At 56.1% G+C, this 23,601-nt stretch carries 21 protein-coding genes; 13 read left to right on the top strand and 8 right to left on the bottom strand.

Going from position 1 to position 23,601, the window contains the following annotated elements:
* Window positions 1-164 precede the first annotated feature (164 nt).
* Genes CFI10_RS09940 through CFI10_RS09930 form a run of 3 tightly spaced genes read left to right on the top strand, consistent with a single transcriptional unit; the run spans window position 165 to window position 2,529 of the window.
* Window positions 165-593, top strand: coding sequence for a cupredoxin domain-containing protein (locus CFI10_RS09940; RefSeq protein ID WP_091823884.1), 429 nt, complete (start codon window positions 165-167; stop codon window positions 591-593).
* A gap of 11 nt (window positions 594-604) precedes the next feature.
* Complete coding sequence (locus CFI10_RS09935) at window positions 605-1,882, top strand: sensor histidine kinase (RefSeq protein ID WP_206834275.1); 1,278 nt, start codon at window positions 605-607, stop codon at window positions 1,880-1,882.
* The gene (locus CFI10_RS09930; protein WP_091823890.1) at window positions 1,882-2,529 is read left to right on the top strand and encodes a response regulator; all 648 of its coding nucleotides are present in this window, start codon (window positions 1,882-1,884) and stop codon (window positions 2,527-2,529) included. Before CFI10_RS09935 ends, CFI10_RS09930 begins: the two co-directional genes overlap by 1 nt.
* A 92-nt stretch (window positions 2,530-2,621) precedes the next feature.
* On the opposite strand, the gene CFI10_RS09925 is transcribed toward CFI10_RS09930, so the two are convergent.
* Entirely contained in the window at window positions 2,622-3,257 is a 636-nt protein-coding gene (locus CFI10_RS09925) for a pentapeptide repeat-containing protein (protein WP_091823892.1), read from the bottom strand.
* 47 nt (window positions 3,258-3,304) lie between these two features.
* Window positions 3,305-5,170 (bottom strand): methanol/ethanol family PQQ-dependent dehydrogenase, encoded by a 1,866-nt coding sequence (locus tag CFI10_RS09920; protein WP_206834273.1) that lies wholly within the window; start codon window positions 5,168-5,170, stop codon window positions 3,305-3,307.
* Window positions 5,171-5,559: 389 nt separating this feature from the next.
* Between CFI10_RS09920 and pedF the strand changes: the two genes are divergently transcribed.
* The 8 genes from pedF to CFI10_RS09880 all read left to right on the top strand — a co-directional run bounded on the left by pedF (window position 5,560) and on the right by CFI10_RS09880 (window position 16,078).
* A complete protein-coding gene (gene pedF, locus CFI10_RS09915) occupies window positions 5,560-6,003 on the top strand; it encodes a cytochrome c-550 PedF (RefSeq protein WP_091823895.1) in 444 nt (147 codons plus the stop codon).
* Window positions 5,990-6,928 carry a substrate-binding periplasmic protein gene (locus CFI10_RS09910; protein ID WP_206834271.1) on the top strand — a complete coding sequence of 313 codons (939 nt, stop codon included), beginning with the start codon at window positions 5,990-5,992 and terminating at the stop codon, window positions 6,926-6,928. The genes pedF and CFI10_RS09910 overlap by 14 nt, the downstream gene beginning before the upstream one ends.
* 41 nt (window positions 6,929-6,969) lie before the next feature.
* A complete protein-coding gene (locus CFI10_RS09905) occupies window positions 6,970-7,737 on the top strand; it encodes a quinoprotein dehydrogenase-associated SoxYZ-like carrier (RefSeq protein WP_091823902.1) in 768 nt (255 codons plus the stop codon).
* Between the two features lie 9 nt (window positions 7,738-7,746).
* Window positions 7,747-8,670 carry a quinoprotein relay system zinc metallohydrolase 1 gene (locus CFI10_RS09900; RefSeq protein ID WP_206834269.1) on the top strand — a complete coding sequence of 308 codons (924 nt, stop codon included), beginning with the start codon at window positions 7,747-7,749 and terminating at the stop codon, window positions 8,668-8,670.
* Window positions 8,671-8,849: 179 nt separating this feature from the next.
* Window positions 8,850-10,622 (top strand): PQQ-dependent methanol/ethanol family dehydrogenase, encoded by a 1,773-nt coding sequence (locus tag CFI10_RS09895; RefSeq protein WP_206834268.1) that lies wholly within the window; start codon window positions 8,850-8,852, stop codon window positions 10,620-10,622.
* 351 nt (window positions 10,623-10,973) lie between these two features.
* Window positions 10,974-12,074 carry a porin gene (locus tag CFI10_RS09890; RefSeq protein ID WP_242529947.1) on the top strand — a complete coding sequence of 367 codons (1,101 nt, stop codon included), beginning with the start codon at window positions 10,974-10,976 and terminating at the stop codon, window positions 12,072-12,074.
* 253 nt (window positions 12,075-12,327) lie between these two features.
* Complete coding sequence (gene nosP / locus CFI10_RS09885) at window positions 12,328-13,488, top strand: nitric oxide-sensing protein NosP (RefSeq protein ID WP_206834266.1); 1,161 nt, start codon at window positions 12,328-12,330, stop codon at window positions 13,486-13,488.
* On the top strand, window positions 13,478-16,078 hold the full coding sequence (locus CFI10_RS09880; RefSeq protein WP_206834264.1) for a NahK/ErcS family hybrid sensor histidine kinase/response regulator: 2,601 nt from the start codon (window positions 13,478-13,480) through the stop codon (window positions 16,076-16,078). The genes nosP and CFI10_RS09880 overlap by 11 nt, the downstream gene beginning before the upstream one ends.
* A gap of 16 nt (window positions 16,079-16,094) precedes the next feature.
* On the opposite strand, the gene CFI10_RS09875 is transcribed toward CFI10_RS09880, so the two are convergent.
* Entirely contained in the window at window positions 16,095-16,766 is a 672-nt protein-coding gene (locus CFI10_RS09875; protein ID WP_091823919.1) for a response regulator, read from the bottom strand.
* 61 nt (window positions 16,767-16,827) lie between these two features.
* On the bottom strand, window positions 16,828-17,397 hold the full coding sequence (locus CFI10_RS09870; RefSeq protein WP_206834262.1) for a rhodanese-like domain-containing protein: 570 nt from the start codon (window positions 17,395-17,397) through the stop codon (window positions 16,828-16,830).
* A gap of 184 nt (window positions 17,398-17,581) precedes the next feature.
* On the opposite strand from CFI10_RS09870, the gene CFI10_RS09865 reads away from it, so the two are divergent.
* Complete coding sequence (locus CFI10_RS09865; protein WP_206834260.1) at window positions 17,582-17,929, top strand: PilZ domain-containing protein; 348 nt, start codon at window positions 17,582-17,584, stop codon at window positions 17,927-17,929.
* On the opposite strand, the gene CFI10_RS09860 is transcribed toward CFI10_RS09865, so the two are convergent.
* Together CFI10_RS09860 and CFI10_RS09855 are read right to left on the bottom strand one after the other, a co-directional pair.
* Window positions 17,885-19,708 (bottom strand): ABC transporter ATP-binding protein, encoded by a 1,824-nt coding sequence (locus CFI10_RS09860; protein ID WP_206834258.1) that lies wholly within the window; start codon window positions 19,706-19,708, stop codon window positions 17,885-17,887. The two genes, CFI10_RS09865 and CFI10_RS09860, sit on opposite strands and share 45 nt — an antisense overlap.
* Window positions 19,695-21,434: an ABC transporter transmembrane domain-containing protein gene (locus tag CFI10_RS09855; protein ID WP_206834256.1), complete on the bottom strand. Its 1,740-nt coding sequence runs from the start codon at window positions 21,432-21,434 to the stop codon at window positions 19,695-19,697. Before CFI10_RS09855 ends, CFI10_RS09860 begins: the two co-directional genes overlap by 14 nt.
* Before the next feature lie 61 nt (window positions 21,435-21,495).
* Here CFI10_RS09855 and CFI10_RS09850 point away from each other — a divergent pair, with 61 nt between their 5' ends.
* Window positions 21,496-22,107 carry a hypothetical protein gene (locus CFI10_RS09850; protein ID WP_206834254.1) on the top strand — a complete coding sequence of 204 codons (612 nt, stop codon included), beginning with the start codon at window positions 21,496-21,498 and terminating at the stop codon, window positions 22,105-22,107.
* Here the strand turns inward: CFI10_RS09850 and CFI10_RS09845 are convergent.
* A complete protein-coding gene (locus CFI10_RS09845; protein WP_242529946.1) occupies window positions 22,082-22,984 on the bottom strand; it encodes a DMT family transporter in 903 nt (300 codons plus the stop codon). The genes CFI10_RS09850 and CFI10_RS09845 overlap by 26 nt on opposite strands.
* A gap of 98 nt (window positions 22,985-23,082) precedes the next feature.
* Window positions 23,083-23,514 (bottom strand): RrF2 family transcriptional regulator, encoded by a 432-nt coding sequence (locus CFI10_RS09840; RefSeq protein ID WP_206834251.1) that lies wholly within the window; start codon window positions 23,512-23,514, stop codon window positions 23,083-23,085.
* Window positions 23,515-23,601: the final 87 nt, after the last annotated feature.

The raw sequence follows: 23,601 nt of genomic DNA, 5'->3' as shown, positions 1-23,601 counted from the left end.
TGTACGCTCAGGTCTTTATCATTGTTATGGACCCAGCTTAGGGGGCAGGCGAGACAGGTGAAATATTCAGAAAGTACGAAACATTCAGTACCGAAGTAGTATGTTGCGCCTGAGTGTGGGGCCTAACATGGTGTGAACCATTACGCCAAACACAGGAAACACCCATGTCCAGACTGAAAACCTGCCTCGTTGGCTCGCTGCTGTCGTTGTCCGCTATGACAACCCATGCCGCCGGTGATCTCACAACTCGCCCTGAAGCCTTGCCCGATCTGGTACTGGGGAGTGAGGTGACCGACTATGCCATGTCCCAGACACGCTATGAGCTGGAAACGGGTCAGGCCTATCGCCTGAAAGTGGTGTCCAGCGGACTCAAGGAATACGCCATGCAGGCACCTGAATTTTTCACTTCGATCTTTTTGCGTAAGGTGGAAGCGGGTGATATCGAGATCAAAGCCACAACACTAACTGAGCTTGAGTTTGAACAGGCAGGCGAAGCCGAGATCTACTTCGTACCGATCAAGCCTGGTGATTACCGCTTCTTCATGAAAGGGCTTGAAGGCAAGGGCATGGAAGGAGTCTTCAGCGTTCGCTGAAGTTGAATGCCATGCGAGCCGTCGTCAGACTGAACCTGCTGGTGGCAGCGGCCTTTTTACTGGCCCTGCTGCTGAGTCTCTATGCCCTGATGCATCAGGCACGCTCTGATATTCGCCGCGAGCTTTCGTCCGGCATGCGGATGGCAGAGCAACTGTTGATGCAGGCAGTTCGCTATCCGGAGCAGCTGGACTCTTTGCTGCAGGTGGAACTGAGGCACCTGAATTTGCAGGTACTGCCTGCCGGTGTGTCACCGACCCCCGAAAGCTGGGGGGGAGGTGACACACCGGACTGGTTTGCAGCACTGGTCTGGCCTGCGCATCAACCACTGTTTGAGCGGCGCATTCCACTCAATGAGCAGGAGGTGCTGGTTCTGATCGCAGACCCCGCCGATGAGTTGGAAGAGGTCTGGGAATCGGCGTTGCAGATTTTCTGGCTGTTTTTCGGTGCAGCGCTGCTGTCGTCTGCCGCAATCAGCTGGGGCGTGAGCCGTGGCATGCGCCCGGTTGCTCAGATACTGCAGGCTCTGGATCGTATTCAGCATGGGCAATTCAATGCCCGCCTTGGCAACTACTCTGTGCCGGAGGTACGACGTCTTGCCGATCACTTCAACCGTATGGCCGAGGTGCTGGAGCGTGAGCAATCGGATAACCGACGTCTGACCCGTGAGCTGATGGCGCTGCAGGAAAAGGAACGCAGCTACCTCGCTCGTGAGCTGCATGACGATCTGGGCCAATACCTGACTGGCATCCATGCCCAGGCCTATCTGCTGAGTAAAGCGTCGGACCGGGCAGATATCGTAGCCAAAACGGCACCCTTGATCGTGCGCGATTGCGAGCAGATTCAGCAGGGTTTTCGGCGCCTGATTCGCAGCCTGCATCCGGTGATACTCGAGCCGTTGGGGCTGGAAGAGTCTCTGCGCAGCCTGGCGGAGCAGTGGCAGCGCAGCAGTGGAATTGAGTGCCAGTTGCTGCTCAGAACCCTGCCGGAGTTGCCGGATGAGGAGTCAGCGACTCATCTTTACCGGTTACTGCAGGAAGCGTTGAATAACGTGGCAAGGCATGCTCAGGCAACACGAGTCTGTATCAGTTTGATCCGTTGTGGTGATCATCTGAGCTTACGTGTGCAGGACAATGGCCAGGGGCTGCCTGCCGAGCTGCGCCCTGGTGTGGGTCTGCGTTCAATGCAAGAGCGAGCTCGTTACATGAATGCCAGTCTGGAATTAACCTCGGCGGTGGGGCAGGGCCTGCTGCTCAAACTTGATCTTCCGTTGCCTGGGGGCGCACAGTGATGAAAATTCTGCTGACTGATGATCATGCGGTTGTACGTCAGGGCTATGCCAGTTTGCTGGAAGCCATGCTGGAACGGTGCGAGATCATCGAGGCTGGCTGTGGCCACGATGGTTTTGCGCTTTGGCTGCAACAGCGGCCCGACCTGGTGATATTGGATATCAACCTGCCCGATATCAGTGGGATCGAAACGGCCAAACGTATTCTGGAGCGGGATGCATCGGCAAAAGTACTGTTCTTCAGCATGTATGATGAGCTACCGATGGTTAAGCAGGCCCTGGATGCTGGCGCGCTGGGGTATATCACCAAGAGCAGTTCGCCCGAAATTCTGCTGGACGCTGTTAAGCGTGTGGTGCAAGGGCAGCCCTATGTGGAGCATGAGCTGGCAACGCGACTGGCGATGCAGGGCAAGGGCGGCGGCGATCCTCGGCTGGCCAACATGACACAGCGTGAGTTTGAGATCTTTGTCATGCTGGCGCGAGGCCTTACACCGAAACACATTGCGGACCAGCTCTGTATCAGTGCCAAAACGGTGTCCAATCACAGTGCGCTTTTGAAGAGCAAACTGGAGGTCGGATCGACTGCGGAGCTGGTGCATCTGGCTATCCGCTGTGGCTTGATCAAGCCGGGCTGCTCTGAGCTGCCTTGAGCTTTACACTTGCCCTGGCAGGCTGCTCTCTGAAGTGATAATGGCCGCTGCACCTGATGAAGGTTGCAGCGGCCTTTCAGTTATGTGGCTGGTTACTCAATGGGGTGTTTAGGCGTCATCCAGTCGTGGGGGCAGCCGGTGCAGCCTTCCATCCAGGTGTTCTGAAAGGTTGCAAAGCGGAGTTTTGCTCCACGCAGGTCAGCGTTTTCAAGGTTGGCGTTATTGAGCTTGGCTTCCTGCAGGTCAGCATCACGCAGATTGCTGCCTGTAAAACGGGTTTTGGTCATCCATGCCATTTCAAGATTGGCGGCATAGAGGGTAGCCTGTTCGAATCGGGCATTGCTAAGACGGGCAAATGACAGATCCGCCCCATCCAGCCGTGCCTGTTTGAATTGAGCCCCCTGTGCAAACAGGGCCCAGCCACTAATGGCCACCATATTGGCTTCATTCAGTTTGGCACCGCGCAGGTTGGCCTTCTCCAGATTGGCCCGTGTGAGCAGCGCGTGGCTAAGATCGGCGCCTTCAAGATTCGCACCACGCAGATCTGCATGGCGCAAATCGGCATAACGCAGATTGGCTTTGCTCAGGTTGATACCATCGAGCTGCATGCCGGCCAGGTTGTGTCCCTGTAGATTGGCGCCCGGGCATTCGGCTTTTTGCGCGGGTTCACACGCGAGGGCTGTCAGTGGCAATGACAGGGCCAACGTGGGAATAATCAATTTAAGCATGGAAGATCTCCTGCCATGAAAAATGGGGCCGCTTGGGCCCCATGGGTTTACTTGTTAGCCCACTTCGGCAGCTTGAAGGCCCAGAAGGACCCGCCCTGTGGTACGGGCTTGGTCAGGTCGGCCATATCGCCGCCCCAGAGTGGCACGGCTCCACCGTAGCCGGAGGCGACACCAATGTACTGCTCACCATCCATCTCCCAGGTGATGGGGCTGGAGATGATTCCGGAACCGGTCTGGAACTTCCACAGCTCCTTGCCGTTTTTGGCATCAAAGGCTTTCAGGTAGCCATCGCCGGTACCGGTAAAGACCAGTCCGCCCTTGGTGGTGAGAACGCCTGCCCACAATGGCAGCTTCTCCTTGTGCTCCCAGGCGGTTTCACCGGTGACCGGGTCCATGGCGCGCAGGATGCCGACATGGTCGTCATACATTTTGCGAATGCGGAAGCCCTGGCCAAGATAGGCCGCGCCTTTCTGGTAGGTCACCTCTTCAGTCCAGTAATCCTCTTTCCAGTGGTTGGCCGGAATATAGAACAGGCCGGTATCCTGGCTGTAGGCCATAGGGTTCCAGTTTTTGCCACCGAGGAATGGAGGAGATACCTCGATGGATTCGCCTTTTTTCTCACCGGGTTTGGGCGGTGGCGGACGCTGTCCTTCAACTTCTGCCGGACGCCCGGTGTCAGGATCGATATGGGTGGCCCAAGTGATGTTGTCAACGAACGGGAAGGCGTGCATGAACTTGCCGTTCTCACGGTTGACTACATAGAAGAAGCCGTTACGGTCGGCGTGAGCCGTGGCCTTGACGGTCTTGCCATCGTCATCATATTCAAACAGCACTAGTTCGTTGTTGCCGGAGAAGTCCCAGGCATCATTGGGGGTATGCTGATAGAACCATTTCACCTCTCCGGTGCTGGGATCGACGCCAACCTGTCCCGATGTGTAGAGGTTGTCATAGTCCAGCGGATTGCCGCCAGGTGAAGTGCGTTCCCAGGTGTTCCAGGGGGCAGGGTTGCCGGCACCGATGATGATGGTGTTGGTTTCGACATCAAAGCTGGCGCTCTGCCAGGGGGCGCCGCCGCCATGGCTCCAGGCTTCGACCTTACCGGTCTCGGTGTTGGGATCATCTGGCCATGTGGGGGCACGAGGGTCACCGGTCGGCGTACTTTCCTTGCCATTCAGACGACCCATATGACCTTCAACGAATGGACGCATCCAGATCTCTTCACCGGTGTCCGGGTCACGCGCGAACAGTTTGCCGACCACACCAAACTCGTCACCCGATGAGCCATGAATCAGCAGTACCTTGCCGGTTTTCTGATCCTTTACCAGTGTGGGAGCACCGGTCATGGTATATCCGGCACTGTGATCACCAAATTTCTGCTTCCAGACAACCTTACCGGTGTTCTTGTCCAGCGCCACGATGGCAGCATCCAGCGTGCCGAAGAATACCTTGTCACCAAAGATGGCGGCACCGCGGTTTACCACATCGCAGCAGGGGCGAATATCGTCCGGCAGACGTGCACTGTAGGACCAGATCTGTTTACCGGTGCGGGCGTCGATGGCGAAGATGCGTGAGTAGGAACCGGTCACATAGATAACACCGTCATGCACCAGCGCCTGTGACTCTTGCCCACGCTGCTTCTCATCACCGAAGGAAAATGACCAGGCCGGGGTCAGCATCTCGATGTTGTCAACATTAATGGCGCTCATCGGGCTGTAACGCTGAGCCTTGGGCCCTATGCCATAGCCAAGTACATCCTGCGGGGTGGTCTGGTCGTTGAGTATGTCATCCCAGCTAACATTGGAAGAGGCAGCCTGTACCCCGACACTGCCAAGGCTGATGGCGATGCCCAGTACAGCGGTCTGGACAGATCCCGCCAGCAGGGCGCGGCGTGGCGCTTTTATATTTGTTTTCATCAGTTCAATACCCTGTTGAGTGGTGTTCAGCCAGCCTCGTTCGAGAGTGGCCATTGCCAGAGCATTGTGTTCAGCAAGAGGGGGTTCAGGCGACGGAAGCCGACCCTGAAAAGCTGGGAATGGAGGTGGATGTGAGCGGGAGATTCCACATGGTTACCGGGAAAAAATCCCTTACAATCAAATGGTTATGCTTTAGTTTTACTACCTTGGTGTGACTGAATCAACCCCTGGTACTGGTTATCTGTGAAATTTACTACCAAAGGCCAATGTTTTGGGTGCCAAGGTTGAATTCTGGCGCTGTGACGGCTGGTTCATCATGAGCTCATCAAGGTCGGGGCCTGTTCCCCGGCTGCGTTCTGTCAGATAAAACAAGAAACGGGTGAACAACCATGTCCAAGCATAACAAACTCACCGGCCTGTTGGCTGCCACTTTGATGGCTTCTGCGCTTTCCGGCCAGGTTCTGGCGCACGGCGATGTCACGCCTCAGGCGGTGGATACCGAAGGGCTGTCCAGTCTGGGTGAAGACTGGGCAGATACCAACCCCTATCGTGCGCCTTCTGATGACCACGATCTGGCGGTGAAGATTGGTGCCTCAGCCTATAACCAAAATTGTGCTCGCTGTCATGGACTGGACGGTATTTCAGGCGGTATCGCACCGGATCTGCGTTACCTGAGCCCGGATTTTGAAGGTGATGACTGGTTCAAGTACCGCGTGATAAACGGGGCGGTGCGTGATGGCGCCGTCTACATGCCCAAAATGGCGGATACGTTGAGTCAGGAGGCGCTCTGGGCGATCAGAACCTGGCTGGAGACCAAATATGTTGAGGAATAAGCTGCTGACACTGCTTATATCCCTGATGGCAGGCCTGCTCGGAAACGAGCAGGCTTTTGCGCGTTTGTATGATGACGTGATCGACTCGGGATATATTCGTATCGGTGTCTACAAGGACTTTCCACCGTATTCATGGGAGGAACAGGGCAAGCCTGCCGGGCTGGATGTGGATATCGCTCGCCACATTGCGGATAAGCTGGAGCTTGATCTGCAGCTGCACTGGATCACGCCCGACGAAGGTCTCGAAGATGACCTGCGCAACAATGTCTGGCGGGGTCACTACCTGGACAAGGATGAAGACAATCCTCTTGCGCTGAAAAACGTGGCAGATGTGATGCTGCGAGTGCCCTATGACAAGGCCTATGCCTACAAACAGGATTCACTGGGGTATTTGATCAACGAATTCGTGGTCATGATGGCGCCCTATCATGAAGAACGCTGGCAGGTCGCCTATGACTCGCAGCGGTTGGACTCAGTCAAAACCGTTGCGGTGTTTCAGTATGAGCCTGTAGGGGTCGAGGTTGATACTGTGCCGGCTTTCTATTTCACATCCGCTCTGAATGGCCGGCTGCGTGACAAGACTCGCCATTACGTCAACCCGCGTGCTGCGTTCGAGGCCATGGAGCAGGGTGAGGTTGCAGCCGTGATGGCAATGCGATCAGAGATCGACTGGTTGCTGGAGCAGGGCGGCAATCCACGCTTCAGGCTGGCGGAAAACAGCTTCCCGACCATGGGCAGGCAGATGTGGGATGTAGGTATTGCGGTGCGTGAGACTGATCGTCAACTGGGGTATGCCGTTGAGGCAGTACTCGACGACATGATCAGGGGCGGTCAGATGAAGCAGATCTTCGAGCGTTATGGGGTGCGTTTCAGTGCGCCGTCTTTCTATCAGGTGGAGCAGGCAGCCCAGACTCAAGCGCAATAACCCGGTCAGGATTCACACAATAAAAACAAGAGGAATGACACATGCAGATGTTTCGCTCAGGCCTTGTTGGTCTGCTGGCTCTGTTGTTTACGGGGGTGTTGCAGGCGGGTACTCCCGATGATCCCCTCAATTCAGTGATGTGGGACTACACGCGGAAAATTTTTCTGGGGGATGCAGACTACCGCTTTGAGCCTCGTATCAAAGTTGAAGTCCCGGCATTTGCCGAAGACCCTGCCCAGGTGCCGATTAGTATCGATGCCAGTGCCTTTGCCGGTGAGATCGAGCGCATTGTGGTCTGGGCTGACCTGAACCCGATCCAGCATATCTTCGACTACTACCCGATTAAGAACGCCAACGGTCGCGTTTCACTGCGCATTAAGGTGCAGCAGAGTACCGCGGTGCGAGCGGCCGTGCTGACCAAAAGCGGCAGCTGGCATATTGGCTATGCCCAGCTCGAAGCGGCCGGTGGTGGTTGCACCACGCCCAGTATGGGTAATGCGGACCCTTACTGGCAGAGTCACCTCGGCGAAGTTCAGGCGCGCCGCTTCAGCAACGCAGAAGGCGAGGGATCTCGGCTTAAATTGCGTGTGATCCACCCGATGGACACTGGGTTGGTGGATGCGATTCCGGAGTTTTATCTGCAACAGCTTGAATTGCGTAATGGGGCCGGCGAGGTTCAGATCCGTATGGAGTTGTCTCAGCCGGTATCTGAGAACCCGGTGATCAGCTTTGATCTTGATGAAGATACGACCGGTTATACCCTTTGGCTGAGGGATAACGGTGGTAATGAATTCACACGGCCACTTTAGGAGGTTCAGATGAAACGGATAACCGCTTTATTGTGCCTGCTGGTCTCTCTGTCGGCCAACGCAGCGTCGTTCGATTATGGGCTTAAGCCGGTGGAAGTGGCCGAGAACACCTGGTTCATTGAGGGGCGTACCGAAGACTTCAGCGTTGAAAATGGTGGTAACATCGTCAATACCGCCTTCATAGCAACTGGCGATGGGGTGCTGGTACTGGATACAGGTGTATCACGTCGTTATGGCGAAGCGCTGCTTGGAGCGATTCAGTCGGTCACGGATGAGCCCATTCGCATGGTGATCAATACCCATCAGCATCCCGATCACTTTCTGGGTAATCAGGCATTCCAAGATGTTCCCATTGTGGCTTTAGCGGAGACCCAGCAGCAGATTCGAAATCACGGCGACAGTTTTGCGGAAAACATGTACCGGCTGGTAGGGGACTGGATGCGGGGCACGGAAGTGGTGGTGCCGACTGAGACACTTGCGCCTGGTGTGCAGCAAATCGGCAACCATCGACTTGAGTGGATCCGCATGAGTGGGCACAGTGGTGCTGATCTGGTGCTGTTTGACCACAGCACCGGAGTGCTGTTTCCCTTTGACATGGTGTTCTATCAGCGCGCCCTGACAACTCCACATACCCCAGGACTGCAGCAGTGGCGAGACGAAATTGCACAACTGCGGCAGTATCCATTCAAGCTGATGCTGCCAGGGCATGGGCCAATGGTGAGCGATCAACGTGCGCTTGATCAGATGGACGCCTATCTGGTCTGGCTGGACAAAACGTTACGTGATGCCGCAGAGCAGGGCTTGAGCATGACTGAAGTGATGCAGCTGCCGATCCCTTCCGAGTTTGACAGCATCGCCCTGCGTGAAGTCGAGTTCCAGCGCAGCGTTGTTCATCTCTTTCCTGCCTATGAAGAGGCGGCTTTTGGCCGTTGACGGCTGCGGCAAAGGCCAGTCAATGCAGGCTCTCCAGCCGGGTATTACTACCAAGTGAGGAGAAAACTGCTTCGCCCGTTCAATTGTTCCAAACGGGGTCAAATTCAAGAATGCCTGTACGGGTCGGGAAATTTTCCCGGCTCTCTCCCGAACAACAAAAATCCTCAAAGGGGACAGCGATGAAGAAATTTGGCTGCCGTAATGGCTTCGCTCTATCCACGCTGGTTGCAGCCATGTCGGTTGCAACACTGGCGCAGGCAAGTGTGACCGACAAGGATATTCTCGCCGATCATATGACAACGGACGCGATTGTGACCAACGGCCTTGGGCTGCAGGGTCAGCGCTACAGTCCGCTCGATGCACTCAACACAGAAAACGTTCAGGAACTGCGTCCGGTCTGGTCGCTGTCTTTCGGTGGTGAGAAGCAGCGTGGGCAGGAATCCCAGCCGATGGTCAAAGATGGCGTGATGTACGTCACGGCCTCCTATTCACGCGTGTTTGCTGTTGATGCCCGTACCGGTGACGAGCTGTGGGAATACAATGCCCGACTGCCTGATGGCATCATGCCTTGCTGTGACGTGATCAACCGTGGTGTAGGTCTGTATGATGACCTGGTAATTTTCGGCACCCTGGATGCCAAGCTGGTAGCCCTGAACAAGGATACCGGCAAGGTGGTCTGGATCAAGAAAGTGGCCGACTACAAGGAAGGCTACTCGATTACGGCTGCACCGCTGATCGTGAACGGTAAGATCATTACCGGTGTATCCGGTGGCGAATTCGGCGTAGTGGGCAAGGTTGAAGCCTATGATGCCAAAACCGGTGATATCCTCTGGACCCGTCCGACCGTGGAAGGCCACATGGGATATGTTTGGAAGGATGGCAAGAAGGTTGAGAATGGCATCTCCGGTGGCAAGCCGGGCCAGACTTGGCCGGGTGATCTCTGGAAAACGGGCGGTGCTGCTACCTGGCTGGGCGGTACCTACGATCCGGATACCAACCTGCTGTTCTTCGGTACCGGTAACCCCGCTCCATGGAACTCGCATCTGCGTCCGGGTGATAACCTGTTCTCCTCATCGCGTCTGGCAATTAATCCGGATGACGGCAAAATTGTATGGCACTTCCAGACCACGCCTCACGACGGTTGGGACTTCGATGGCGTGAACGAGGTTATTTCGTTCGATTACACCCAGGGTGGAAAAACGGTGAAGGCGGCGGCCACTGCCGACCGTAACGGCTTCTTCTATGTCCTGAACCGTGAAAACGGTGACTTCATCCGTGGTTTCCCGTTTGTTGACAAGATCACCTGGGCCGAAGGTCTGGATGAGAAAGGCCGTCCGGTCTACAAGGACGGTGGCCGTCCGGGTAATCCGCTCGATGCCAAAGAGGGCAAGCAGGGTGAGTCCGTTGTGTCTGCGCCTTCTTTCCTGGGCGGCAAGAACTGGATGCCGATGGCGTACAGCCAGGATACCGGGCTGTTCTACGTACCCTCCAACGAGTGGGAGATGGATATCTGGAACGAACCGATCTCCTACAAGAAAGGGGCTGCCTATCTGGGTGCCGGTTTCACCATCAGGCCGATGAATGAAGAGTATATCGGTGTGCTGCGTGCGATCGATCCGGTTAACGGCAAGGAAGTATGGCGCTACAAGAACTACGCGCCGCTTTGGGGTGGGGTGCTGACCACCAAGGGCAACCTGGTGTTCACTGGTAACCCTGAAGGCTACCTGATGGCATTCGATGCCAAAACCGGCGAGATGCTGTACAAGTTCAACACCGGTTCAGGCATTGTCGGTTCGCCGATTACCTGGGAGATGGATGGTGAGCAGTACGTCTCCGTTGTGTCCGGCTGGGGTGGTGCAGTACCTCTCTGGGGTGGTGAAGTAGCCAAGCGTGTCAAACACCTGAACCAGGGTGGCTCTGTCTGGACCTTCAAACTGCCGAAAAAAAGCTGATCCACTGATACCCGCTGTTTGAAAAAGCCCTGCCGGCTCTGTCGGCAGGGCTTTTTTGTTGAACTTTCAGCTGAGCTTTTAATCTATTAATATCAATTGGATATAAAGCATATCTTATGTTGCACCTGCTTCTGCTACCTTCAGGCAGAGTCGTAATACTCCGGCATTGATACGGTTCAGTCTGCCTCGGTAGTGCGCCTGAAAGCGTGCACAAAACCTTCTGTTGTTGCATATATCAAGGTCTCCCCTTGGGCGAACATCACCCCATCGTAATCACGATGTCATGACCGATGTTTCTATTTGGGGGAAACCATGAACAATAAAAAATTCACCACCAGACTTCTGCCTGCAATGATTGCACTGGGTATGGCGGCCCAGGCTCAGGCCGAGATCAAGCTGTATGATCAGGAAGGTACAACGTTCTCGACCGATGGCCTGATCAACGCTTTCTACGTACACAGTGACAATGATGGCCGCGAGCAGTCTCGTGTCAAAATGGGCTTCCTGCCCAACTGGATCGGTTTCAATTTCGGCAAGGAAACAGGTGACCTGAAACTAGGTGCGCGTTCATCGTTCTGGGTCAGCATCAATGATTCCGATGTAGTGCGCGCCAACAATCAGGGACGAGGCGAGTCTCTGGGTACCGATACCGGCATCGATGTACGTCAGTTCTACGGCACAGTCGATGGTGACTGGGGCCAGGTATTGATCGGTAAGGACTTTGGTCTGTTCAACCGTACCAACATCATGTCAGACGAGTTGCTGCTCGGTTATGGCCAGACTTCTGATGCATTGGGTCTGATTGATGGTGGCAACGTTTCCTTCGGCAACATCGGCAGTGGCTATACCTATCCGTTCCCGAAAGCACAGATCACGTACCGTTCGCCCACCCGCAATGGCCTCCAGCTGGCGGTTGGTATCTTTGATCCAAGCAAATCGTCGGCTGACTCGTCAGAAGATGCACCGCGTTTTGAAGGTGAACTGACCTACACAGTAAACACCGACTCCTTGGACTTCAAAGCGTGGCTGGGTGGCTTGTATCAGAGCTCTGATGACCCAGTGGCCGATACAAGTGTGGATTCGACAGGTGTTTCCTACGGCGCCAACGTCAAATTTGGTGATCTGTCACTGACGGCATCCGGCTTCCAGAGCGAAGGTATCCACCCGGCAGCAATCGACAACTTTGTAGCGGATGAAAGTGTTGAGCTTGATGGGTATCTGGTGCAGGGTTCCTACAGCTTTGGCCCGAACCGTGTAGCCCTTTCATATGGTGAAAACGAAGGTGACAATGGCGCCGACTTCACCTACGAAAATACAGCAGTTGCCTGGTTCTATACTGTGAACAGCAACCTGAAACTGATTGCCGAGTACGACCAGACCGAAATCAGTGGTTCCACTCTGGGTACCGAAAAGAACGATACCATGGCCTTTGGTGCCGTCCTGACCTGGTAAACCTGCAGTACCACTCCTGGCGCGCAGCCGGCTCCCCTTCGCCGTCTGCGCGTTTTTTTGTCTGCCATTTGAAGCAGTACTTTGGGAGTAGATGATCAGTTGGTATCAGACTCCCGCAGCATGGGCCTGTTCAGCCCAAAACCGCTACTTTCATGCTGCTTTTACTGATGTTTGAAGTACTCAAGTAGCATTACCCGCCCCTGTAGTGCTGGCTACAATGTGGGTATACCTATATCTGCGCGAGTGTACCCCTATGAACGCGCCTGTACTGCACAGTCCCGTCCGTTCTGCCATGTCATCGGCACGCGATCCTGAAACGGCATCTCGGGAGTTGGCCACGGCACTTGATCATCCTGAACTTGGTTTCGTTCTTTTTTTCTGCTCGGCAGAGTATGACCTGAATGCACTTGCGCACAGTCTCAATGATGCCTTTGGCGAGGTTCAGCTGGCAGGCTGTACCACTGCAGGTGAGCTGACACCGCGTGGCTACGATCAGGGAACCATCACCGCCATCGGCTTTGATCGTCATCTTTTTGCCGTTGAAGTCGGGCTGATAGAAGAGCTGGAAAAGTTCAGTCTGACCGATGCCCAGTCTGAGGTGGAACGGCTGATCGGGCGCTGTCGTGAGCGTCAGGTTGCACCGATCAAGGGACATACCTTTGCCCTGACGCTGCTGGATGGGCTATCCAGTCAGGAGGAACTGGTGTTGCTGACATTGGATTCAGCACTGGGCAGCATCCCCAATTTTGGTGGCTCGGCGGGTGATGATATTCATCTGACCGGTACCCATGTATTTGCCGGTGGCGAGTTCCGGACCCGTGCAGCGGTGGTTGTGATGATCAATACGCCGTTGGACTTTGAGGTCTTCAGTACGCACCACATGCATAGTCTGGAACAGAAGCTGATCGTAACCCGTGCAGATGCCGCCAGTCGTACCGTATACGAGCTGAATGCCGAGCCGGCTGCGCTGGAATATGCCCGCCTGCTGGGACTGAACCCCGAACAACTCGATTTCAAGACTTTTGCACTCAATCCTCTGGCTGTGCGCATCGGGCAGGAGTATTACGTGCGCTCCATTCAAAAGGTCAATCCTGACCTGAGTTTGACCTTCTATTGCGCCGTCGAGAACGGCATCGTTTTGACCGCCATGCAGCCTGGCGAAATGCTGCAGGACCTTTCTCACCGCCTTGAACAGATTGAAAGCACTTTGGGTGAACCGCTGATTACTATCGGCTGTGACTGCTTTCTGCGCCGGCTGGAAGCGGAGTATACCGGGCAGGCACAGAAGACATCCGAACTGCTGACCCGGCATCAGGTAATCGGCTTTAACACCTATGGTGAGCAGTTTGATGGCATGCATATCAATCAGACCTTTACCGGGGTCGTGATCGGCAGGGCGCAGCATGGCTACTGATATCGAAAAGGCACAGCTGGAAGCGCGTATCGCAGAGCTTGAGCAAGACAATACCAAGCTGCGTCGCATGAAACAGGCGTTGATCGAACGGGTCGAGTCCAGCAGTACAGTACGTACGGCGCCGTATGCCGCGTTTGAGCATTCGGTAGTGCTGGCCGAGCAGGTGCGTGAGCGCACCGAAGCATTGAATGCGGCATTGGCAGAACTCAAACACAGTAACATGGCGCTGAAGCAGGCCAATCAGGAGGCAGCCACGGCGCACCAGCGACTGATTGACGCCATCGAAAGCATCTCGGACGCCTTTGTACTGTTTGATGCCGAACGGCGTATCGTGCTGTTCAACAGCCGCTTTCGTGACTATTGGCAGGGCACGCAAACTCGTATTGAGCGGGGCATCACCATCCATGATGTGCGCCGTCTTGCGCTGGAGCGTGGTGTAATCGCCGAAGAGCATGTGGGTCAGGGGGATGAGGCGACCGTATATCATCTTTCTGATGGCCGCTGGGTGCAGATGAACGAGCGTCATACCAATGATGGCGGTCTTGTGATCCTGTACACCGATATTACCGACCTGAAGGCGAGTGAGACCGCTCGGCGTGAGCAGGCGCTGGCACAAAAAAGCCGGCTACTGCAGCGTACCGTTGATAATCTGTCCCAGGGGGTGGCGCTGATTAATCCGGAGGGCGAGCTGGAAGTCTGGAATGACCGCTTTGCCGAGCTGACCGGACTCAGCCCGGTCAGCAGCGTCCCGTTTGAATCTTTGATGGGTGCCAGTGAAGTGCAGCTGCTGACACCCGACACGCTCAGTGCACACGGCCGACCGCTGCTGGAAACCGAACAGCACCTGGCGGATGGTCGAGTACTGGAGATTCGTACCCACCCGATGCCGTCCGGTGGCTTTGTGAATACCTATACGGATATCACCGAACGCCATCGTTATGCTGAAACCCTGCGCGAAAACGAAAACTGGCTGCGCCTGATTACCGACCATGTGCCGGCGCTGATCGCCTATGTGGGCGGTGAAGGACATTTCCAGTTCACCAACCAGGTTTATGATGACTGGTATGGCTGGCCTCGAGGAAGTCTGATCGGACAGAGCATTCGTCAGGTACACGGTGAGCAGCAGTATGCTCGGCTGGAGCCGTATATCCGCCAGACCATGAGCGGGCAGAATGCCACCTTCGAAATTGATGAGCAGAATGCGGCAGGTGAAAACCGGCACATGCTCAAATCCTATGTAGCCAATATTGATGCTGCGGGCAACACGGTTGGTTTCTTTGTGCTGATCCGTGATATCACTGAACGCAAACGAACCGCGCTTGCGCTGCAGCAAGCCTATCAGAACCTTGAGCAGCGCGTACGCGAACGTACCTCGGAGCTGACTGGGGTTAACCTGCAGCTGCGACAGGAGATCGAGGAGCGTATGTCGATCGAGGCGCGGTTGCTGGAGGCCAAGCAGGACGCCGAACAGGCTAACCTGTCCAAAACCAAGTTTCTTGCGGCGGTCAGTCACGATCTGCTGCAGCCGCTCAATGCAGCACGCCTGTTTACCGGTGCCTTGCTGGAACAACCCATGCCGGAGCGCATTCGCAGCCTGATCAGCTCTGTCAGCAATTCCCTGCAGGATGTGGAAACCTTGCTGGGTACGCTGGTTGATATTTCCCGCCTGGACGCGGGTGTCATCAAGCCTGATGTATCCGCTTTCAGGCTCAATGAATTGCTGGATACATTGGCAGCGGAGTATCACCAGATGGCTGCGGCCGAAGGGCTGTCATTCCGCTTTGCAGGCAGTGACCGGGTCGTACTCAGTGACGCAACGCTGCTGGCCCGTATTCTGCGCAACTTTCTGACCAACGCACTGCGCTATACCGACAAGGGCGGGAAAATCCTGTTGGGTTGCCGTCGCAGAGGAGAGCGGGTGTTGATTGAGGTCTGGGATACCGGTTCTGGCATTCCCGAGGACAAGCTGACGGAAATATTCCAGGAATTTCGTCGTATCCGTAACGGCAATCAGCATCAGGACAAAGGGCTGGGGCTGGGCCTTGCCATTGTCGACAAGATCGGCCGTATGCTGGATCACCCGATCAGGGTGAGATCAGTCGAGGGCAGGGGCTCGGTGTTTTCGGTAGAAGTGCCGGCAGGTCGGTTGTTGCCACAATCCTTCCAGGCGCCGTTTTCGGACCCGAGCATTCATGCCCGGCTGGAGGGAGCGCGCATCTGGATGATCGACAACGATCCCGCCATCTGTGCCGGCATGGCCACGCTGCTGACAGGTTGGGGCTGTGAAGTGGTGACGGCGCTGGGGCTGGACGATCTGCAGCAGCAGGTATCCATTGGCAGCGCCGGGCTGGACATTCTGATTGCTGATTACCATCTGGATGACGGCGCGACCGGTGATGAGCTGGTACGTGAGGTGCTGAGTCTGCGGGCGGACCAGCCGCCGGTATTGATGATCACGGCCAACTACAGCAACGAGCTGAAACAGGAAGTGAAGGCTCAGGGGTATCTGCTGATGAACAAGCCGGTCAAGCCGCTGAAGCTGAAGGCTACACTGGCCCACTTGCTGCAACGCCGGCAACAGCCGGCGTAAGCAGAGAGTAGATGCTTCAGCGCCGCAGATACTGGGCGAAGTCGATATCGCTGGCCGAGAGGATCGCCTGAACTCGGTTATGTACACCGAGTTTGCGCAGAATGGCCGAAACGTGGGCCTTGACGGTCGTTTCGGCAATATGGAGGTTGTAGGCGATCTGCTTATTGGACTCCCCCTTGGCCATCCGTTCCAGCACAAGCAGCTGACGACGAGTCAAAGAAGAGAGGAGTTCCGGTGCAATCTGGGGGTTGTCGTTGCCGCGTCGGTTGCGGCGTCCTTCCTGTCCGCTCTGGCGGATAATGTCAGATGGCAGGTAGACGTTTCCGTCCAGGATCTGCTGCAGGGCTTCGGTCATCTGGTTGCGCGGTGATGATTTTGAGATGAAGCCAACGGCACCGCAGGTGATGGCCTGCAGTACGATCTGTTTGTCATCCTCGGCTGAAACAATCACAACGGGTACGGTGGGTGCCTCGTTGCGCAGTGAAATGAGCCCGTTGAGACCATTCATCCCGGGCATGTTGAGATCCAGCAACACCAGGTCCAGATCATCGTGTTCCTGGGCCAGGGCAAGGGCGGTCTCAAGGTTTTCGGTTTCCAGTGTTTCGGTATCAGGGAAGCCTGATTCGATCACATTGGTGATCGCTTCCCGGAACAGTGGGTGGTCATCAGCGATAAGAATCTTGTACACGGGTATGTTCCCCTTTTATCTTTATTATTAAGAACTTCAGAGACCTTCCGTGTCAAACTTTTCAGTAGTCGGCCGGTAATGGCACGGGGGTTCCGGTGACCAGATCGAGTTCGGCTTCGCGCCAGCCGTCAGTCCCTTCTGCATACCAGTACAGATTTTGGTAGCCCCAGCTGTGGGCGCGTTTGACAGCATTCCATGACATCCAGCAGTCAGCCGTGCAGTACAGTATGACCGGTCTCAATGGATCGCCACCGGTTGCCTGTTCCAGCTGAGTGCTGAAGTACCGCTCCAGTCGTTCACCGGGTTCGCCCAGTCCTACGTTGGGCAACCAAATACTGCCGGGCAGGTGCAGTCGGGGTTTGGTAATCAGAAAAATACCGTCCTGCCATCCTACCGGCTGTACATCGACCAGTACCGGCTTTTTCGGTTGCTCCAGCAAACTGCGAACACCCGCGGTATCGACTCGAGTGCCACCCTCTACCGGTATCGCAGGCGGGCTGCGATAGTGGGCGATGCGATAGCCGTCCCATGAAAAATAGAGCCGGTCGTCAGGGTCTATCTCGGCCGCGGCGGTCGCAGTAAGCCCGGCAAGCAGGGCTGTTATGACTGATAGTCTTGCAAGCAGATGCATGGTGTAACTCCGTTACGACTATTAGACTCCTGCTGCCGGGTACTATGAATTCGACCTTGGGGGCGCCAAACCGGTACTTAAGTAGTAAAAAACCGTTTGTATCACAAGGTTGATCTGACCCTGAACATTGTTACGGCCACATGGCGGCACTATCATACCTGCATCCAACTGACAGAGAAGCAAGATGTTTCAGGAAAGACGCATATCTCCCCGCGTGCACTGTAGCCTGCCGGCAGAAATTGAAACCTCGGCAGGGGTGATGATCGATGTGAATCTGGTAAACATCAGCCGCAGTGGTTTCCATGTTGAGGGTGGTGAGGTGCTGGCCGGGTTACAACCGCCACAGGGATTGGGGGCCACCGAGGTCTGGCTGCATTTCGGGCTTGGGCAGGGTCCGTTGCATTGCCACTGCCGTATTGTGTACAAGCGGCGCAATTCTCATGACAGCATCGGTTTGGGTCTGCACATTGTGTCGACAGACCCTGACTCACTCACGCTGATCGACCGTTTTGTGCTCGACCGTCTCAGTTGAATACTGTTCAGCATCCTGCACCCGTGCTGCCTGCTGCTGCAGGCGGTACAGTCTTGCATAACGCCCTTGCTCGGCCCGCATTAGTGTTCGGTGTGAACCGGACTCAACAATCTCGCCATTGACCAGCAGCAGGATGTTGTCTGCCTCACGAATAGTGGAAAGGCGATGGGCAATCACAACAAGACTTACCTTACCATGCAGTTCGTGCAATGCTCGCTGCACCACCTGTTCTGTTTCGCTGTCGACGCTCGCCGTGGCCTCATCCAACAGCAGAACGCGCGGAGAACCTGCCAGTGCACGGGCGATGACCAGCTGCTGGCGCTGACCAGTCGAGAGCCGAGTCCCACGTTCCCCCAGCAATGTATGCATTCCCTGTGGCAGCTGTTGGATCATCGGCAACAGATGGGCCTGAGCGGCTGCCTGTTCGATGGCAACATCGCCAAGACCGCGCCCCATGTCGATATTGTCACGAATGCTGCCTGCAACGATGAATGGTTCCTGTGGAATCAGACCGATGCCATCACGCAGGGCAGCATTGCTCAGCGACTGCAGGGGCTGGTCGTCGATTCGAATCGTACCTCTGTCGGGAGCGTAGTAGCGCAGCAGCAGACTCAGCAGCGTGCTCTTGCCGCTGCCGGTGGGGCCTGCAATGCCCAGAAACTGGCCAGGCGGAAGGTCAAAACTGATTCCACGCAGAACCGGCTTCTCCGGTTGATAACCAAAGCCCAGCTGCTGCACTTGAATGTGCCCCTTGCTGACAGAACCCGTGCCGGGTTGACTGAGAGCGTTGTCTTCCGGTTCGTCCAGCAACTCCTGCACACGGCGTCCGGCAATCATCGCCTGCTGGTAAAGGTTGAAACGCTGAGTAATCTCTGCCAGTGGTTCGGTGAAACGTCCCAGCAGGTTGATGAAAGCGTACAGCACACCGATCTCGAGGGTTTGCTCGGCAGGTTGTAAACCAAACCCCCAGATCACGGCGACAAGCACCAGTACGCTCATCAGGTCGATGGCCGGCCGCAACAGGGCCGCGCTGATGCTAATGGTGCGCAGGCGTGACTGATAGTAAGGCTGGTTAAGCGTTTCAAACCGGTTGATAAACCGGCTCTGCTGCCCGGATGCCTGAATCACGCCCATGCCACTGATCGACTCGCTGACCAGTCCGTTGATCTCCGAGCGCAGCTGTCGCTGGCGTGATACGGCGGCACCGCTGGCGCGCTGGTAAAGCCAGATCAGTCCGACCACAGCGGGTATCATCAGCAGTGCAATCAGCATCAGGAACGTATCCAATACGGCCATTGCGATCAGGATGCCTACCAGAAGCACGGTGTTGGTCAGTACTACTGACAGGAACTGCACGTACAGATCCTTTATCGATTCGGTGTCATTGGTGATGCGGCTGACCACCTGACCTGTAATGGCATGGTCAAACCATCCAAGCGGCAGGCACAAGGCACGTCTGAAAGCCCGTTCGCGGATATCCTGCACCGCCACCAGTGCCATGTCGGTAAATTTCATGGTCTGATGGAAGCGCAGCCAGGCGGCCAGTATCTGTACCAGCAGGTATCCACCCAGCAGCAGTCCAACCGGCTGCCACTGCAGGTTGCCGGGCATCAGGTAATCATCTATGTAAACCTTGGCCAGCAGCGGGCCGGCCACATCAGCAGCAGTGGCCAGCACCAGTAAAATCAAAGCCTTGACCAGCAGCGGACGGTCACGGCGGATATAATCGAACAGCAGGCTGAAAGCGCGTCTAGCCTGGCTGCGCTCAGTGGCTGACATCGGTTTCTTCCTCCATCTGCTGGTAGGTCCACATGCGACTGTACCAGCCGTCAGTGGCAAGAAGCTGCTCATGAGTCCCGGTCTCGTCGGGGTGGCCGTGTTGCAATACCAGAATGCTGTCACAGTCTCGCAGCGCACTCAGGCGATGGCTGATCACAATCAGGCTGCGCCGCACACTGGCCTGTTGCAGGCGCTGCAGAATGCGTTTCTCGGTATCAAGGTCAACCGCCGAAAGGGAGTCATCCAGCACCAGCACAGGGGCCGGGGCCAGCAGCGCGCGCGCCAGCGCGACACGCTGGCGCTGGCCTCCGGACAGGGTAACGCCACGTTCGCCGACCGGTGTGTCATAGCCCTTTGGCAAACGTTCGATATCTTCATCGACGGATGCCAGCCATGCTGCGTGGCGTATCGCTTGAGGGCTTGCATTCGGCTGGCTCAAGGCAATGTTTTCCGCCACCGTCAGGCTGAACAGGAAAGGGTCCTGCGGCACCCATGCGAAGCAGCTGCGCAGGGCCTGCAACGGGTAATCCGCAACGGCATGGTCGCCCAGCAGCAGCTGCTGTGGACTATCGGCCTCACGGTAGCGCATCAGTAACTGGATTAAGGTGCTTTTGCCAGCACCGGTAGGGCCGGCGATGCCAAGGCGGCTGCCCGGCGGCAGATCAAAACTTACGTCCTGCAATGCGGGCGTATCACTGCCGGGGTAGGTGAAGCTGAGAGCCTCGGCTGTCAGGGATGTTTCACTGACCGGCTGCTGCCCCTGGTCCTTGATGGAGTCGGGCGTTTGCAAGGTCGCGTCGACCCGTTTCCAGGCGGCACTGCCGCGTTCGATGATATTGAGCAGCCAGCCGAACGCCCACATGGGCCAAATCAGCTGACCCAAGTAGAGGGTGAAACCGGTCAGTTCACCGATGCTGAGCTCCTCGGTGCTGATCAACCAGCTGCCACCGGCCAGAGTGAGAAGCAGAGAGGCGCTCATGCACAGAAAGATCAGTGGGTCGAACAGGGCCTCGCTGCGGGCTACATCATAGTTGGCCTTCGCGGCGCGATGGGTGATGGCGGCGTAATCATCGAACTCCTGCTGCTCGCGTCCAAGTGCTCGAATCATGCGAATGCCAGAGAGTGCTTCCTGGGTTCGGTCATTCAGTGCGGAGAACTGTTCCAGTGCTTCATTGAACTGGTGGTGGATACGGTTGGACAGGCGATGGAAACCAAATGCCATAACGGGGAAGGGCAATAATGCGATCAGGGTCAGGCGCCAGTCGATCACGGCTGCCATCATGATCATCACCAGCACAAAGGTCAGCAGGCCATCAAATCCTGACAGTATCCCTTCGCCTGCTGCCATCTCAATCGCATCTATATCGTTTGTGGCCCGTGCCATCAGGTCGCCGGTATTGTGTTCGGCATAAAAGGCGTCCCCCTGTCGGGTCAACCGTTGATAAAAACGGCTGCGCAGCAGGTTACCCAGCCGATAGGCGGTTCCGAACAGTATTTGACGCCAGGTGAAGCGCAGTACGTAAATCGCCAGAGCGCAGCCAAGCAGCAGCCAGAGGATGCGGCTGTGGCTCTGGTTGTCACCGGCAGCGAGATGGTCAACGCTTTGCCCTACCAGCCAGGGAATGCTGAGATTGAGCATGGCAACCAGTGACAGCAGTAACAGAGCTACCGAATAGGTGCGCCAGTGTTCGCGAAAGAACCAGCTCAATTGTTGAAACGGTTGCATGGCATCCTGTCGAATTTCAAAGTGATATGATGGACGGCAGTTTCATTCAGGAGAATACCGCATGAGTCTGATTCGGCGATGGCATCTGGTGTTACTTGCCCTGATCGTTGTTCTGTTGTGGATGGGACGTTCCCATTCACCGGTACCAGAGTCGTCTGAGCTGCCGCAGGTGTCATTGGCACCTGTGTCTGCCGAGCCGCTGCAACAGAATTTAACCCCGCCAGCCGAGCTTGAATTCGGGCAGTATTCGCTGCGTCTGTTGGCCGAGTTCGCGCTGGAAGCCCGGGTGCTGGCTCGAGAGCGCTATCGAATGGGGCGTGAGGCAGATCTTTCCCCCTGGGACTTCGCGCTGGGCTGGGGGCGTATGGCCGAGCCGGAAATTGCGCGTCAGTTTACCATACGTCAGTCGGGTCGATGGTATTACTGGCGCACCGAACAGTTGCCGATTCCCCAGCGTGAAGTTGAGATCAGCAGTGCCAATATGCACCTGATTCCGGCCAACGATCAAGTCAGAGAGGCACTGGATCATGTCAATTCCGGCAGCACGGTAAGCCTGCGCGGGTTTCTGGTTGAGGCCCGCGGCGAAGACGGCTGGCGCTGGCGCAGCTCCATGTCGCGGGAAGATACCGGCGATGGCGCCTGCGAACTCATTCTGGTGACTGATGTGCTCTGATCTCCTGCCGTAGCGGCGCCTTGCGCTGCTCTGCGCGGATATTGATCAGGTTGCCGCTGAACATCAGCGCAGTGCCCGCCAGTACATACCAGTCGATCAGTTCCTGATAAAACAGATAACCTACCAGTGCGATCAGGGGCAGACGCATGAAGTCCATCGGTACAACAACAGTCGCGTCAGCCAGTTTGAATGCGCGTGCCATACAGTAATGTGCACTCATGGCGGTGACGCCGACGACCAGTATCCAGGGCAAAGCTTCAAGGGTAGGGCTTTTCCAGTCAAGCAGTGATGGGACCATGCCGAAGGGAAGCTGCATCAGGGTCATGTAGAACAGGATGCACAGTGGGGTGTCGGTGCGAGTCAGTGACTTGGTCTGAATGTAAGAGAGAGCATAGCCGAAAGCGCCTGCCAATACGGCCAGTGAGGCCGGGTGCAGCACGCCCATGCCGGGGCGCAGTATCAGCAGCAGGCCGGCAATACCCAGCGCCACCGCCAGCACTCTGGGCAGTGTAAGTCGCTCACCCAGCAGCAGCCAGGCCAGCAGGGCCGTCCAGACAGGAGTGGTGAACTCGATGGCGATCACCTCCGCCAGCGATATCCAGGCCAGGCCATAAAACCAGCCATACTGACCACCGAAATGAGCGATGTTGCGCACCAGGTGCGCGCCGGGACGGGTGGTGCGCAGCTGTTCAATGCCGGTTTTGGCCACCAGTGCACCGATCAGGACAACGCCAATTACGCTGCGGAAAAACAGAATTTGGTAAGTGGTATATTCAGCTGTCAACTCACGTCCGGAAACAGCCATGGCCATGAACGAGAACAGTGCGCCGGTCATCCAGAGCGCAGCCAGAAATGCCGGGTGACGATCCTTCAACATTACAGCTCCTGAAATGCAAAACGGCATTCTCTCAGCTGCAGCGGGTATCGTCTATCCGGAATCTGCAACTGTTGGCGTGGGTGTGTACCGCGATGAGGCTAGCTGTTGGTGTGGGTAATCAGGTTGGCCTGCATCGAGTCACTGCGCAGCAGGTCAGCAAGCGTGTACTCCTTGAGGGTATCGAAAAAAGCCTGCTGAGCACGGGCAAGGGCACCTTGGAGAGTGCATTGACCGGCAAGACGGCAGGGCTGGCTGTTGCAGTCCACCAGCGGGGATGTACCTTCGGAATGGGCTACCACTTCACCGATGTTAATCTGCTCGGGGGGGCGGGCAAGGCAAATGCCCCCTTTCTTGCCGCGGAAGGTACTCAAATAGCCCCGTTTGCCAAGAGCGTGAACAACCTTGCGCAGGTGCTCGATCGAGATGTCATAGAATGTCGCGATTTCACTCAGGGTCGAGAGACGATCGGTATGGGTTGCGACATAGAACAGGACTCGGAGCGTATAATCGCTGAAACGGCTCAGTTGCATCGTGATACCCGACTTAATATAAGGATATGATGATACAAGATAACGCTCGGGACCGAAACTTTTCGTTATATGAATCATCAACGCCTG

The sequence above is a fragment of the Marinobacterium iners genome (assembly GCF_017310015.1).
In the GTDB taxonomy this organism is placed as follows: Bacteria; Pseudomonadota; Gammaproteobacteria; order Pseudomonadales; family Balneatricaceae; genus Marinobacterium; species Marinobacterium iners.
This window is presented reverse-complemented; position numbering and strand designations above follow the sequence as displayed.

Coding starts and splice junctions, on each gene's coding strand:
- CFI10_RS09940 (WP_091823884.1), top strand. CDS start 165: ATGTCCAGACTGAAAACCTGCCTCGTTGGCTCGCTGCTGTCGTTGTCC.
- CFI10_RS09935 (WP_206834275.1), top strand. CDS start 605: ATGCGAGCCGTCGTCAGACTGAACCTGCTGGTGGCAGCGGCCTTTTTA.
- CFI10_RS09930 (WP_091823890.1), top strand. CDS start 1,882: ATGAAAATTCTGCTGACTGATGATCATGCGGTTGTACGTCAGGGCTAT.
- CFI10_RS09925 (WP_091823892.1), bottom strand. CDS start 3,257: ATGCTTAAATTGATTATTCCCACGTTGGCCCTGTCATTGCCACTGACA.
- CFI10_RS09920 (WP_206834273.1), bottom strand. CDS start 5,170: ATGAAAACAAATATAAAAGCGCCACGCCGCGCCCTGCTGGCGGGATCT.
- pedF (WP_091823895.1), top strand. CDS start 5,560: ATGTCCAAGCATAACAAACTCACCGGCCTGTTGGCTGCCACTTTGATG.
- CFI10_RS09910 (WP_206834271.1), top strand. CDS start 5,990: ATGTTGAGGAATAAGCTGCTGACACTGCTTATATCCCTGATGGCAGGC.
- CFI10_RS09905 (WP_091823902.1), top strand. CDS start 6,970: ATGCAGATGTTTCGCTCAGGCCTTGTTGGTCTGCTGGCTCTGTTGTTT.
- CFI10_RS09900 (WP_206834269.1), top strand. CDS start 7,747: ATGAAACGGATAACCGCTTTATTGTGCCTGCTGGTCTCTCTGTCGGCC.
- CFI10_RS09895 (WP_206834268.1), top strand. CDS start 8,850: ATGAAGAAATTTGGCTGCCGTAATGGCTTCGCTCTATCCACGCTGGTT.
- CFI10_RS09890 (WP_242529947.1), top strand. CDS start 10,974: ATGATTGCACTGGGTATGGCGGCCCAGGCTCAGGCCGAGATCAAGCTG.
- nosP (WP_206834266.1), top strand. CDS start 12,328: ATGAACGCGCCTGTACTGCACAGTCCCGTCCGTTCTGCCATGTCATCG.
- CFI10_RS09880 (WP_206834264.1), top strand. CDS start 13,478: ATGGCTACTGATATCGAAAAGGCACAGCTGGAAGCGCGTATCGCAGAG.
- CFI10_RS09870 (WP_206834262.1), bottom strand. CDS start 17,397: ATGCATCTGCTTGCAAGACTATCAGTCATAACAGCCCTGCTTGCCGGG.
- CFI10_RS09865 (WP_206834260.1), top strand. CDS start 17,582: ATGTTTCAGGAAAGACGCATATCTCCCCGCGTGCACTGTAGCCTGCCG.
- CFI10_RS09860 (WP_206834258.1), bottom strand. CDS start 19,708: ATGTCAGCCACTGAGCGCAGCCAGGCTAGACGCGCTTTCAGCCTGCTG.
- CFI10_RS09855 (WP_206834256.1), bottom strand. CDS start 21,434: ATGCAACCGTTTCAACAATTGAGCTGGTTCTTTCGCGAACACTGGCGC.
- CFI10_RS09850 (WP_206834254.1), top strand. CDS start 21,496: ATGAGTCTGATTCGGCGATGGCATCTGGTGTTACTTGCCCTGATCGTT.
- CFI10_RS09845 (WP_242529946.1), bottom strand. CDS start 22,984: ATGTTGAAGGATCGTCACCCGGCATTTCTGGCTGCGCTCTGGATGACC.
- CFI10_RS09840 (WP_206834251.1), bottom strand. CDS start 23,514: ATGCAACTGAGCCGTTTCAGCGATTATACGCTCCGAGTCCTGTTCTAT.